The following is a 13,221-nucleotide window of genomic DNA, read 5'->3' as shown; positions in this document are numbered from 1 at the left end:
TTCGGATCGCCAAAGATGGATGGCCAGCTTTGCTTTGCGTGTGCTCGTTGTTTTCGGCTTCGTGTTGGAACTCAACTCATACCAAGAGTTATGCAGGCCCAGCAGCCTGGCTAACCAGTATCGCATCCATCAAATGGATTCTCGATACATATCCCGGTATAGCTGACGCATACGTTGCAAATCGCTAATACCGAAACGGTCTGGGCCGTAGCGGGCGGCTTCGAACAATTGCGTCAGTTCCTCGGCATAGGTGTGGAGGTGGCTGCGGTGTCTGCGCCGAATTTGCGCCAGATATTCCTGCGAATTGCTGAATCGGGACCTCGGTAAATCCCCGAGCGCAAACAAGCGCTCCATGGCCCGGTAGTATTGGCGGGCGCCGCGCTCGCCCTCGGTGTGGCGCCCGCAACGGCAAAGATACCAATAATCCCAACGGCTTAACAGCCAGATCGCCCAAGGCGTCTCCCGCAACAGGTGGCGAAATGCGATTATCACGGCCAACAGAATCAAACCCAGCAGAGCGAACATCAAATCCAGCCAGTGTTCGCGCAGCCACTGCTTCAGCCACCGCCACCAATCGAAGACGACCAATATCGCCGGCTGTAGCGTTTCGCTGAATCCGGCCAGTTCCTCAATCGCCGATTTTTGCCAGCGCGGCATATGCGGCCGCTGCGCCGCGGCGCGCATTTCCTGCGGACTGGGCCAGTGCATGCCCGGCCATTGCAAACCTTGCCCGCCACCGGAACTGTTTTCGGCAGTCCCACCCTGGCTTTTGGTTGCGGCGGAACCGGTCTGCCCGCCCGCCTCCGCCTGTTCCAGCTCACCGCCCGGCGCCTGCGGAACGTCCTGGCCGAAACGCGATTCCAGATAAGGCCAACTGACTTGCGGCGTCAGCAGGTATAAGACTCCGCCGAGCAGCAGAATGCTTAGCGTGGCGGCAGAGCTGGCAGCGCCCTGCCCTTGGCCGCTCGACGTCCGTGCCAGACCGGTCAGGCGCAGGTCGTCGCTACGCTGGCCAATCTGGCTGGCGACCAAAGTAAACACGGCGGCAATCAAATAAGGCAGGATATAAAACAGCATGGTCCAATCCGCCCGGTAGTGGGAAGCGGCAAACAGGACCAAGGCCAACGAGGTCAGCAAGCCCAGGTGTAACTGGCGGCGGCCGGCAGTGGCGCAATTATAAGAAGCTTGCAACATCGCCAGCAGATACAGGCCGGCGCGCGGCATACCCCAGAGCGGCAAAAACGCGAACACGAATAACAGCAAACCGAAAAATAACACGAACTTCTGGGCAATGCCGCCCCAGCCGTCGACTTTCCGACTTTGGCGCCAGCCGACGGCGAGCGTGCCGCCAAGTACTACCGACCAAAACAGTATTTCCCGGCCGAAGCTGCCGTAGCCGATATCCAAAAACGCATTGCAGGCCACCGCCAATAGTTGCGCGGCAAACAACCCGGCATACAGCGGCCCGGCAAGTTTGGTTTCGGTCACGGATTGAATACCTCTGTCAAATCGTCGCCTTTGCGCACGGTCAGGTTCGGCACGCCCATCTCCAGCAAGCCCAGAGTCAAATCCCTTCGCCGCGGTGCGGCATCGACACCTGCGCCGCTCGGAAGAAAACTGTCGCGGTCGAAGGTTATCGCCAGCAAATTGGCGCCTCTGGCGCGCAGCAACGCCAGCGCTTGCAACGTCGCCGCATCCCGGTGCGGCGGTTCGCTGAGCAGCAAGACCACGGTTTCGCCGCGCTGGCAATGCAGGGCGATGTCGGTCAACAGTTCTGCGTATGGGGTGCGGCCGTCGCTGTCCGCCACCGCCAAAGCGTCCAAAATGTTCTGAAAGTGCAAGTCGCCTTTGCCGGAGGCGAATCGCACGGCTTGAGTCCCGTAACCCAGCAAGCGGCTATGGAGGTTTTGCCGGCAGGCATATCCGGCGACGGAAGCGGCAATGCGTATCGCGTACTCCAAGGTACTGTGGCGACCACGGCCGACATTGGCGTCCTTGGCCAAATCCAGTGCAATGTATAGGCAAGCCGAAGCCAGCGGTTCGAATTCTTTTACCATCAATTCGTTCATGCGCGCGGTGGTCAGCCAGTGCACGTGGCGCGGATTGTCGCCGCTGCGGTATTCGCGCAGGCCGGCGAACTCGGCCGCTCCGGCGCCTTCCGGCAAACAGTAGGCGCCGCGGTGAATTTGGCGGGGTGCGCCGAGCAAGCCCAATGCCTGGATCGGAAACAATTTGGGGTAGATCGTAAATCCTTGCGTCGTCCGCTCTCCGGCAATACGCACTTCCGCCAAGCCTAACGGAAACGACGATGCCAGGCCGACCGGCCCTAGCCGGTAAAAGCCGCGCTTTTCGCACTGCAAAGCCAATTCGAAACGGCGCCTGCCGCCGCCCGGAATATAAGTAATCCCACCCAACAGTCGCGTATCGGCTCCGGGTGCCTGTTCGGCGGCACCGACAAACGGCAAGCGGTCGGCCAATTCCAACATAAAGCGTGGCAGCCGGCCGCGGTTGCGCACTTCGAATTCGAATCTAACCGTGTCGCCTTCCAAAGCCCGTTGCGGCGCGATTCGGCGAATTGCCACCCGCTTTAATAACAGGTAAGGCCAGAGCAAACCGCTGAGCAAACCGCCGCCGATCAATGCCGCCAAAAGCCAAGGCAAACTTTGTTCGCGGGCGATAGCGCCGGCGTAGGCCGCCAACGCAAAACCGGCCAGTATCCAAAACCGGCGTTGAATCGCCACCGGGCTACACCACCGGCGGCGGCAATTGGCCGAGAATCTCGGCCAGAATTTCGCCGCCGCTGCGCCCCAGCACCGCCGCCTGCGGCCGCACCAACAGCCGGTGCTCCAGCACCGCCGGAGCTATCTGTTTCACCAAATCCGGAGTGACGAAAGCTTGGCCGCGCAAATAGGCCAAACCTTGCGCGGCGCGCGCCAGCGCCAGGGTCGCGCGCGGACTGGCGCCCAACCGCAAATTGGCGTGTTTACGGCTGGCGGCGCCGATACCGACAATGTATGCCGCCACATCCGGGCTAATGTAGACATTTTTCACTTCGGCACGCGCAGCCAGAATTTGGGCTTCGCTCGTCACCGGTTGCAGGGTTTCGATCGGATGGGTCTGGGCTTGCGCCGCCAGGATTTTGATTTCCTGATCCAGGTTGGGATAGCCCATATGCAAACGTATGAAAAAACGGTCCAACTGCGCCTCCGGCAATGCGTGGGTGCCGGCCATGTCGATAGGGTTTTGCGTGGCCATGACCGTGAACAACTTAGGTAATTCGTAACTTTGGCCGTCGACGCTGACATGGAACTCTTCCATGCATTCCAGCAATGCCGACTGGGCCCGCGGCGTCGCCCGGTTGATTTCGTCGGCTAACAGCAATTGGGTGAAGACCGGGCCGGGGCGAAATTCGAAATCCGCGGTTTTCTGGTTATACACCGCGACGCCGGTGATGTCCGACGGCAATAAATCCGGCGTGCATTGCAGACGTTTCATGTCGACGCGGATCGACCGCGCCAATGCCCGCGCCAACATGGTTTTGCCGGTTCCGGGCACGTCTTCCAGCAAAATGTGGCCTTTACACAGGATGGCGACGCAAGCCAGTTCGATGACCGGCCGTTTGCCGACGATGACGCGTTCTACGTTTTCGATCAGGGCGTGGATGTTTTCCATAGCGAGCGATTGAGTTGAATCAAGAATTCGGGCCGGTGCGGCCCAAGGTGATCGGCTTATCGGCAAAAACGGCCAGCAAGGCGAATAGCGCGACCGCCAAAGCCGAAGCGCTCGCCGCGGCGGCCGAAAAGCCTAAATACGCCAGCGCCGATAGAAAAATGAAGTAAATCGACGGCACGATTCCGGATAAACCGGCGTAAATTCCGTAAACAGCAAGAAAGGTCCAGACCAGCAGATTCAGACCGATCACCCATCGCACCGGATAGTAAACCGCCTTATGTAGCCGGTCCTTATTTCTGGCCAAGGCCAGGAACACGATCAAATAGGCCAATAACAATCCGTAGCCGTAGCCGAAAAACTCCGGATTTGCCGCAACGGTTGAATCGTTGTTCAACACGTAGAGCACGCTGCCGTTCAACGTATGGGCCGGAATCAAATATTGCTGCAGATTGCGTTCCTTTGCGCCGGCGTCCGCAGCAATGTCAGGAAACCAGAACACCGTGTCCTGCGGCACGATTAACGAACCTTGCGCCATCCGCAGTTGCGGATAGTCGGCTACCGGCTTGGCGTTCACCGCCAGGGTTTGCCCGGCAAAACCGATTTGGTCGCCCGGCATTCCTTGCACCCGGGTGATTTGCAGTTGCCCGGCGGTGTCGGTATAGCGCACCAAACGCCCCCGGCTCAATTCAATCCTATTCGACATCACCATGAATGCATTTTGACTCAGTTCGCGATAGGCCGGATTGGCCGACGCCATGCGACTGACGGGGTGATTCAACGGCGCATGGATTAACGGAAATCCGAAAACGATGCCGGCCAACAGGCATAACAGATTCGGCCAAATTCGAGGACTGCTTGGCATGTGGCTCCTGGTTGGGGTTAATTGCAAAAATGCAGCGGCCAAACGAAGCGATTGCGCCTTGCCGGGTCTAGCGTTGTTGCTGGGTAGCGTAAACATAGTTCAAGTTTCGAATTGCGTTGCCCTGGTGAGAGGCTTGGCTGTCGATCCGGAATAACGGGAGTTTGGCTATGCTTGCCGATAACTTGTTAAACTTAGGCCGACACCCGTTTCCGCTGCCGGGCAGTTTTGGCCGGCAGCGGACCGATTCGAATATTAAGGAGAATGTATGCGTTATTGGCTGATGAAATCGGAACCGGAAACCTTCGGCATCGACGATTTGTGCGCACGGCCGCAGCAAACCGAGCATTGGGACGGCGTCCGCAATTACCAGGCGCGCAACATGATGCGCGACGAGATGAAAATCGGCGACCAAATATTTTTTTACCACTCCAACTGCGACGAGCCCGGCATCGTCGGCATTGCCGAGGTGACCAGAGAAAGTTATCCGGATTTCACCGCGTTCGATCCGGACGACAAGCATTTCGATCCGAAAAGCAATCCGGATAAGCCGACCTGGTTTATGGTTGACGTCAAGTTTGTGCGCAAACTGTCGCGCACGATCAGTTTGCGCGAGCTGAAAACCAAATCCGAGCTGGGCGAGTTGGCTTTGTTGCGGCGCGGCAATCGGTTGTCGATCATGCCGGTCAGCGCCGAACAATGGGCGTTTATCCTGGCGCTGGAATAGCCGCTGTGCCGGCGGCAAGGTGACGCACGTGGAAATCAAATTGCCGCTGGATGCGCATCTGCAAGCCGCACTGAACAAAGTCAGCGCAGCCTTTCCGGAGCTGAAACTGAATCAGGTTCTGGAAGCCAAGATCGTTGTCAATCAAGCGCAAGCGAATTTACTGACAGTGAATCTGGCCGGCAAGGCACTGACGCTGCAAACTCCCCTGCCCTTGCCGATTGCTGTCGGACAAAGTTTGCAATTGCAAGTGGTCAAATTATTGCCGACTCCGGAATTCAAATTGATCGCACCGGCGCTGCCGGCCAATGCCAACCCGACGGCCGGCGGCGAAGCGCCGCTGCTGAAATTGGTGCCTACCCCAACGCCGCCGCAAGCGGCGGTAGCCGGCAATCCCCTAACAAACCTGCAACTCGGCCAATCAGTGTCGGCCCAGGTGGTCAGCGTCGGCAAACAGAACGTGACTCTACAACTAGCCACCGCGACGCCGGCCGGACACACTGCAACCGATAACGCCGCTAGTCGTTCGCTGGCGCAGCCGATTACGTTGGACAGCCGGCAATTAATCGAAACCGATCCGGCCAAGCCGGCGCTGATGCCGGGCAACCGGATCGAATTGCAACTGGTCAAGGTCGGATCGCAGCCGTTGTTCAGCGCCAAGCTAGCGCCGGCGGATTCCGGTGCAGAACTGGTCGCTGCCGCTTTCAAACAAGCGCTGCCGCAGCAAAGTTCTCCGCAGATATTGCTGGAGCGGCTGGATCGCGGCATCGGCGAACTGGTCGCCGATAAAACCGTCGGCGAAACTCTGAAACATTTGGCGTTGCAGATTTTGCGCGCCATCCCGGATAAATCCGCGCTGTTCCAGCCTGCGGGCTTGAAAACAGCCGTCGCTGGTTCCGGGTTGTTTCTGGAAGCAAAATTGGCGCAAGCCGGCCGGCAGAGTTCGACGCCGCAAACGTTGATGGACGACTTCAAGCTAAGACTGGGCAAGTTTATTGCTGAACTGGCATTGGAATTAAAGCCGGCGGCGGCGGGACATCCCGCCGCCTCCAGCACCCCGCTGTTAACAGAACTGTTGCAGCAAGCCGAGGGCAGTCTGGCAAAATTGACTCTGGACCAGTTGCACTCGTTGCCCAAAGACGATGCGCCGCGCCAGGTTTGGGTGTTGGAGCTGCCTTTCCTGCAAAACGGTAAACCCGACCTGCTGGAGCTGGTCGTAGAGCACGAGCGTGGCGGCAGCGGCAACCCGGCGGGCCAGAATAACTGGGTAGTGAGCATTACCATTACCCCACCGGAACTTGCTACAATACATTGCAAGCTCTCCTGTTACGACGGTAGCGTCAATACCCGTTTCTGGAGCGAATCGGCCGAAACGGTCGAAAAAATTAACGCGCGTCTCGACTATCTGAGACGGCAATTCGAAGAAAAAGGATTGAAGCCCGGTTTTATGGATGCCCAACATGGCAAACCTGCCCAAGAACACTCACCAATAGCGTCTCCGCAAAGCTTGTTAAGCGAAAAAGTCTAGCGCCCTAACCTTGAACAGCCCGCTCACGTTCAACCTTTACACTCATTTTCGCTCCGGCCTACCGGCCGCGATGCGCGCCGTTTATCCATTGGAGATACACATTCATGTCTAACCAACAAGTCACCCTTACCCAGTTCATCATCGAACAGCAGCGCGGCCTGCCGGATGCCTCGGGGACTTTTACCTTGTTGCTGAACAACATCGTCACCGCCTGCAAACAAATATCGCATCGGGTGAATTGCGGTGCCTTGATCGGCGTGTTAGGCAGCGCCGAATCGGAAAACGTCCAGGGCGAGGTCCAGAAAAAACTGGACATCATCACCAACGATATTATGGTCAAAGCCTTGGATTGGAGCGGTTCGCTGGGCGGGATGGCCTCCGAGGAAATCAACGATCCGATCAAGATTCCGAAGCAATATCCGAAAGGCAAATACCTGGTGTTGTTCGATCCGCTGGACGGGTCGTCCAATATCGACATCAATATGACCGTCGGCACCATCTTCTCGATTCTGCGCTGCCGCGAGGGCATCGAACCGGAAACTGAGGATTTTCTGCGCCGCGGCACCGAACAAGTCTGCGCCGGATTCGTATTGTACGGACCGTCGACAATGCTGGTGCTGACTACCGGCAACGGCGTCAACGGCTTTACGCTGGACCAGGACGTCGGCGAGTTCATCCTGACCCACTGCAATATGAAAATTCCGGAAGACAGCAGCGAGTTTGCCATTAACATGTCCAACCAGCGTTTTTGGGAGCCGCCGGTCAAGCGCTACATCGACGAATGCGTGGCCGGCGAAGACGGCCCGCGCGGCAAAAACTTCAACATGCGCTGGGTAGCGTCGCTGGTGGCCGAGGTTTACCGGATCCTGAACCGCGGCGGCGTATTTCTGTATCCGCACGACTTGCGCGACTCGAGCAAACCCGGAAAATTGCGTCTGATGTACGAAGCCAATCCGATGGCTTTTATCATCGAACAGGCCGGCGGTTTATGCAGCACCGGCCGCGAGCGGATTCTGGATGTGAAACCGAATAGTATCCATCAGCGGGTGCCGCTGATTTTGGGCTCGAAAAACGAAGTCGAGCGCATCATTGCCTACCATCAGCAGGATTGATTTTCAGTACAAAAAACGGACTCGGGATGAGTCGGTAGCCGGCCGCGGCCGGCGCATCTACCTTCTTTATCGGAAAATTAGCTTAACGTGACGATTAAAAATCAAGTCAATTGCGCCAACTGCGGCCTGGACAATATTTGTTTGCCGCGCGGCCTGTCGCAGAGCGAGATCAACAACATCAGCCAAGTGGTAAGAGCCCGCAAGACCTTGCAACGCGGCGATTTCATCTATCGGGAGGGCGACAACTTCCGCGGCATTCTGGCGATCAAATCCGGTAGCGCCAAACTGGTGGCCAACGACAGCCACGGCAACGAACATATTCTGAATATTCTGCTGCCGGGCGAACTGTTGGGGTTCGACGGCCTGTCCGAGGATAAACACAGTTGCGCGGCAATTGCGCTGGAAACCATGAGTTTTTGCATATTGCCGGCCGACAACATGGAAGACGTGTTCAAAAACGTGCCGAGTCTGACCCGGGAACTGTTCCGCCATACCGGTGAAAAAATGCTGGAGGACAAAAACCAGTTGGTGCTGAGCAAGCGACCGGCCGACGAGCGTCTGGCCTACTTTTTGATCAGCCTGTCGGAACGTTTGAAACGGCGCGGTTTTTCGTCGTCGGAATTCAAGTTATCGTTGACCCGGCAGGAAATCGGCAACCATCTCGGTTTGGCGTTGGAAACCGTCAGCCGGCTGTTGAAAAAATTCCAGGACGACGAACTGATCGTGGTGCAGAACCGTTTTATCGCGATCAAAAATCCGATCGGCCTGCGCAACATGCTGCTGCCTTTGGAATGATTCAGTTTTTGATGCCGATGCCTTTATGCAATAAATACAGGCTGAGGCTGGCCAACAGCAGGATAAAACCGGCCGTCATCGCGAACGCAAGCTGAATCTTGACGTCGCTGACCCCAATCATGCCGTAACGGAAGGCGTTGATCATGTACAGAATCGGATTGCCTTGGGCGATCTTTTGCCAGACGCCAGGTAGCATTTCCACCGAATAAAACACGCCGCCCAGGTAACTCAGCGGCGTCAGGATGAAGTTCGGGATGATGGAAATGTCATCGAAACTGTCGGCGAACACCGCATTGATAAACCCTGCCAAAGCGAACAAGGTCGCCGTCAGCACGAATACCGCGGCAGCGATATCCCAATGCAAAATTGCGGTGTCGGTGAACACCATCGAAATGCCGGCCACGACCAAACCGACCAATACGCCGCGGGCAATACCGCCGCAGACGTAACCGGACAAAATCACGTAATTCGGCACCGGCGCCACCAGCAACTCTTCGATGTGGCGCTGAAACTTGGTCGAATAGAAAGACGACACCACGTTCGAATAGGAATGGCTGATCACCGACATCAAAATAATGCCGGGGACGATGTAATCCATATAGCGCACGCCGTGCACCAGACCGATCCGGTCGCCGATCAGTTTGCCGAAGATCAGAAAATACAATGCCGTGGTGATGGCCGGCGGCAGCAGAGTTTGCGGCCAGATGCGGGTGAAGCGGCGGATTTCCTTGATCAGTATCGTAAAAAAAGCCACGGAATAGTTCATTGCACCAAGTCCAGGAAAAGTTGTTCGAGACGGTTGGATTTATTGCGCAGACTCAAGACTTCGATCTGCCGCGCGGATAATTCCTGAAACAATCGGTTTAAGCCCAGGCTTTTCGGCACGGCGACTTCCAGGCTGCGTTCCGCGACCAATTCGATATGGTAACCGGGGATCGCCGGCGCGCCGGTTAGAGTGGCTCCGACATCCAGCACGAAATGGTCGGTATGCATCCGGCCCAGCAATTGGTGCATCGCCGATTTCTCGATGATCTGGCCGTTGTTGATGATGGCGATGTGGCGGCACAGGCTTTCCGCCTCTTCCAGATAGTGGGTGGTCAGGATGATGGTTGTCCCCTGCCGGTTAACTTCCTGCATCATCTCCCACATCGAGCGCCGAATTTCGATGTCGACGCCGGCGGTCGGTTCGTCGAGAATCAACAGCCGCGGCGAATGCACCATGGCCCGGGCGATCATCAAGCGCCGTTTCATGCCGCCCGACAGCCGCCGCGACACAGTATCGCGTTTATCCCACAGCTCGACCTGGCGCAAACATTGCTCCGTGCGCTGCATCGCTAGCTTGCGCGGAATACCGTAGTAACCGGCTTGGTTGAAAACCACGCTAAAGCAGGTTTCGAATTGGTTGAAGTTGATTTCCTGCGGAACCGCGCCGATGCAGGTTTTCGCCGCGACCGGGTCGGTATCCAGGTCGTGGTCGAAGATTCTGACCTTACCGCTGGTTTTATTGACCAGAGAACTGATGATGCCGATTAGCGTGGATTTGCCGGCACCGTTGGGGCCAAGCAGCGCGAAAAAATCGCCGCGTTCGACTTCCAAATCCACACCTTTCAAGGCTTCGAAGCCATTGCCATAGGTTTTTTTTAAGTTTTGAATGGATAAAGCCGTCATGCTCTAAGTTATAATGGCCGTCGTAGATGGCTGGCGACTGTTGGGATAGGTATCGCCGGTTAAGCTGCGGAATTCTATCAGACTCCGCCTTTTCTCCGTAGTCCGAACAGGAACAGACTCGTGCCCCAGCAAATACCGACCAGCGTCGCCGCGGTCGATCTTGGCTCCAACAGTTTCCACATGATCATTTGCAGTTTGCACGACGGCAAGTTGCAAACCCTGGATCGATTGAAAGAAATGGTGCGCCTGGCAGCGGGGCTGGATTCGCAAAAGTACCTGGACCAGGCCACGCAGGAACGGGCGCTGGCTTGTCTGGAACGCTTCGGGCAACGTATCCGCAATTTTCCGCCGAACAGCGTCGCGATTGTCGGCACCAATACCTTGCGCATCGCCAAAAACTCTCACCAGTTCATCAAAAAGGCCGAACGGGCGTTGGGCCATCCGATCCATATTATTTCCGGTATCGAAGAAGCCCGTTTGATCTACCAGGGTGTGGCCCACAGTCTGGCCAGTAACGCCAACAACCGGTTCGTGATGGATATCGGCGGCAGCAGTACCGAGTACATCATCGGCCGCAACGATGTCGCCCATACCAAGGAAAGCCTGAATATGGGTTGCGTGACGGTCAGCCAGCTTTTTTTTAAAAACGGCGAAATCAATAAGAGAGCGTTCCGCAAAGCCACGCTGTTCGCCGAACAGCATTTGGAACCGTTCCAAAACACGTTCCACTCCAAGAACTGGGATGAGGCAATCGGCGCCTCCGGCAGCCTGAAAGCGATCAGCAATGTACTGCAGGCCTCCGGCTGGAGTAACAACGGCATTACGATGGCCGGGATGGAGCAATTGGTCGCTCAGCTATTGAAGCTGGATAAAGTCGAACAAATCAATTTTCCGGCGCTGAGCATCGAGCGTCGCCCGGTCTTTATCGGCGCGGTCGCTATCGTTTACGCGACGTTCAAAACTCTGAATATCGAGCAGATGACCGTGTCGGACGGCGCGTTGCGCGAGGGCTTGGTTCAGGACCTATTGGGCCGCATCTATAACGACGACATTCGTTCGCAAACCAGCAAAACCATAGCCGCCCGCTACCATACCGACCAGCGCCACAGCGAGCAACTCAAAGAAACCCTGCGTCACATCGTACGTCAATTGGATCAACACCCCTGCTTTCACGACAACCTCGCCAGCTTGCAATTTCTGGAATGGGCGGCGGATCTGCACGAAATCGGTTTCGAAATCGCCCATAGCCAGTACCACAAACACAGCGCCTATATTCTGGAAAACGGCGATCTGGCCGGATTTTCCAAACAAGACCAATTGCTGTTGTCGAAATTGGTACGTAGCCACCGCAAAAAGTTGTGCCTGGAGCGCTTTGCCGAACTGCCGGCGCCGTGGCGGCAAAACGCGCCTATTATGACCATCGTGTTTCGACTGGCGACTGTGTTGCACCGTAACCGCCACAGCCAACGCGCCGATTTTAAAATCGACATCGACGGCAACAAGATCAAACTCGCGTTTCCGGACGGTTGGCTGGAACAAGCGCCGTTGACCTACGCCGATTTGAAAAAAGAGATGCATTACCTGGAAGACGCAAATTTCGAGCTGATCTTCGATCAATGTTGAAGGCTTTGTTATTCGCGCTGTTTTCGACGGCAGCGCTGTTAGCGATAGTGTTGTTATTTGCGATAGACGACTCGCCGTTGCCCAGCCTGAATCAGGGCTTGACGCGCGAGGACATCCAACGGGCCAAACAACTGCTGTACGTGCGGCCCGAAGAACGCAGCCAGTTGAAAACCGTCTATCTGGATCAAAAGGACTTGAATATCGCCGTCAGCTATCTGCTGGACCATTTCGTCGAAAACACGACCCAGGTCCATTTCGGCCAAGACCGAATCGACTGCCAGATTGCCGTATTCGTACCGGAAACTTTACTGGGCCGTTATCTGGATTTCAGTTTCAGCGTGCGTCAAGTAAACGACGCCATTCGCTTGAAGTCGTTCAAGGTCGGCGAGATCTCGATCCCGGACCCGGCAGCAAATCTGGTAATTCCGGCCTTGGTCAGAAATACGCCTTTAAATGACTATTGGCAGGTTTTGGCACAGTACGTGAAAAATGTGCGAATCGGCCCGCAAACGCTGGAGATCGGTTATTTGGGCTCGATTGTCGATGCCGCCAAACAGTTGGTGATCCGGAAACACGCCGAGTATCCCAACCTGCATCTTTACCAACAACAAATCAACGACATCGTCGGCCGGCACGACCCAAGCTGGCGCCTGTCCTTGATCGATTTATTGCAACCTTTATTTGCGGCCGCTTACCAAAATACCCGCGAAGCCGATGCCATCCAGGAAAATCGAGCCATCATCATCGCCGTGGCCAGTTACATCTACAAGCGCGACTTGCGCCGCTATTTGCCGTTGGGTTTGGTGTACAGCAAGGAATATCCGGTTTTCGCCTACAAACGCGTGGATATTCCGCAGCATTTCATCGCATCGGCGTTGCTGGCCGCGGTGGATTCGTCTTTATTAAGCGAAAAAATGGGGGTCGACAAAGAGTTGGGCGATGCACGCCAAGGCAGCGGTTTCAGTTTCATCGATTTATCAGCCGACATGGCCGGCACCCGCTTCGGCCGAATGGCTATCGCTTCCAAAACCGCGGCGCGGCGGTTGCAAAAAGTAATGGCCGAAACCAAAGACTACTCGGCGCTTGTCCCCGACGTACAGGACCTGCCGGAACAGTTGGACGAAGCGGATTTTAAACAGCGTTTCGAAAATGTCGGTAGCAAACCCTACAAAGACCTTATTTCCGAGATTGACAAGAGACTAGACAATCTGCCGCTCTACCAGTCGCAATAGTGGCATTT

General features: G+C 56.1%; 12 protein-coding genes. 6 read left to right on the top strand and 6 right to left on the bottom strand.

The features are described 5' to 3' along the window. Positions 1 to 129: 129 nt before the first annotated feature. The 4 genes from MKFW12EY_RS11250 to MKFW12EY_RS11235 are packed head-to-tail and all read right to left on the bottom strand — an operon-like array spanning position 130 to position 4,534. A complete protein-coding gene (locus MKFW12EY_RS11250) occupies positions 130 to 1,488 on the bottom strand; it encodes a DUF4129 domain-containing protein (protein ID WP_221052999.1) in 1,359 nt (452 codons plus the stop codon). Then, entirely contained in the window at positions 1,485 to 2,741 is a 1,257-nt protein-coding gene (locus MKFW12EY_RS11245) for a DUF58 domain-containing protein (RefSeq protein ID WP_054763725.1), read from the bottom strand. Before MKFW12EY_RS11245 ends, MKFW12EY_RS11250 begins: the two co-directional genes overlap by 4 nt. A gap of 4 nt (positions 2,742 to 2,745) precedes the next feature. Continuing rightward, on the bottom strand, positions 2,746 to 3,672 hold the full coding sequence (locus MKFW12EY_RS11240; RefSeq protein ID WP_221052998.1) for an AAA family ATPase: 927 nt from the start codon (positions 3,670 to 3,672) through the stop codon (positions 2,746 to 2,748). Between the two features lie 19 nt (positions 3,673 to 3,691). Next, positions 3,692 to 4,534, bottom strand: a complete 843-nt coding sequence (locus tag MKFW12EY_RS11235; protein WP_054761400.1) for a hypothetical protein — start codon at positions 4,532 to 4,534, stop codon at positions 3,692 to 3,694. A 265-nt stretch (positions 4,535 to 4,799) separates the two neighbouring features. On the opposite strand from MKFW12EY_RS11235, the gene MKFW12EY_RS11230 reads away from it, so the two are divergent. The 4 genes from MKFW12EY_RS11230 to MKFW12EY_RS11215 all read left to right on the top strand — a co-directional run bounded on the left by MKFW12EY_RS11230 (position 4,800) and on the right by MKFW12EY_RS11215 (position 8,690). Continuing rightward, positions 4,800 to 5,258, top strand: coding sequence for an EVE domain-containing protein (locus tag MKFW12EY_RS11230; RefSeq protein ID WP_221052997.1), 459 nt, complete (start codon positions 4,800 to 4,802; stop codon positions 5,256 to 5,258). 28 nt (positions 5,259 to 5,286) lie between these two features. Then, positions 5,287 to 6,783 carry a flagellar hook-length control protein FliK gene (gene fliK / locus MKFW12EY_RS11225; protein ID WP_221052996.1) on the top strand — a complete coding sequence of 499 codons (1,497 nt, stop codon included), beginning with the start codon at positions 5,287 to 5,289 and terminating at the stop codon, positions 6,781 to 6,783. Positions 6,784 to 6,887: 104 nt separating this feature from the next. Next, complete coding sequence (locus MKFW12EY_RS11220; RefSeq protein WP_054761405.1) at positions 6,888 to 7,895, top strand: class 1 fructose-bisphosphatase; 1,008 nt, start codon at positions 6,888 to 6,890, stop codon at positions 7,893 to 7,895. An 87-nt stretch (positions 7,896 to 7,982) separates the two neighbouring features. Then, positions 7,983 to 8,690 carry a helix-turn-helix domain-containing protein gene (locus MKFW12EY_RS11215; RefSeq protein WP_054761407.1) on the top strand — a complete coding sequence of 236 codons (708 nt, stop codon included), beginning with the start codon at positions 7,983 to 7,985 and terminating at the stop codon, positions 8,688 to 8,690. Between the two features lies 1 nt (position 8,691). Here MKFW12EY_RS11215 and MKFW12EY_RS11210 read toward each other — a convergent pair whose 3' ends face one another. After that, positions 8,692 to 9,456: an ABC transporter permease gene (locus MKFW12EY_RS11210; protein WP_064040888.1), complete on the bottom strand. Its 765-nt coding sequence runs from the start codon at positions 9,454 to 9,456 to the stop codon at positions 8,692 to 8,694. Further along, positions 9,453 to 10,358, bottom strand: coding sequence for an ABC transporter ATP-binding protein (locus MKFW12EY_RS11205; protein ID WP_064028192.1), 906 nt, complete (start codon positions 10,356 to 10,358; stop codon positions 9,453 to 9,455). The genes MKFW12EY_RS11210 and MKFW12EY_RS11205 overlap by 4 nt, the downstream gene beginning before the upstream one ends. A 120-nt stretch (positions 10,359 to 10,478) precedes the next feature. On the opposite strand from MKFW12EY_RS11205, the gene ppx reads away from it, so the two are divergent. After that, positions 10,479 to 11,981, top strand: a complete 1,503-nt coding sequence (gene ppx / locus MKFW12EY_RS11200; RefSeq protein WP_054761409.1) for an exopolyphosphatase — start codon at positions 10,479 to 10,481, stop codon at positions 11,979 to 11,981. Beyond that, positions 11,975 to 13,213 carry a YfiM family lipoprotein gene (locus MKFW12EY_RS11195; RefSeq protein WP_221052995.1) on the top strand — a complete coding sequence of 413 codons (1,239 nt, stop codon included), beginning with the start codon at positions 11,975 to 11,977 and terminating at the stop codon, positions 13,211 to 13,213. Before ppx ends, MKFW12EY_RS11195 begins: the two co-directional genes overlap by 7 nt. Positions 13,214 to 13,221: the final 8 nt, after the last annotated feature.

This window comes from Methylomonas koyamae, assembly GCF_019669905.1.
Classification (GTDB): domain Bacteria; phylum Pseudomonadota; class Gammaproteobacteria; order Methylococcales; family Methylomonadaceae; genus Methylomonas; species Methylomonas koyamae.
The sequence above is the reverse complement of the archived record's forward strand: the minus strand, read 5'-3'. Positions and strand labels throughout refer to the sequence as shown.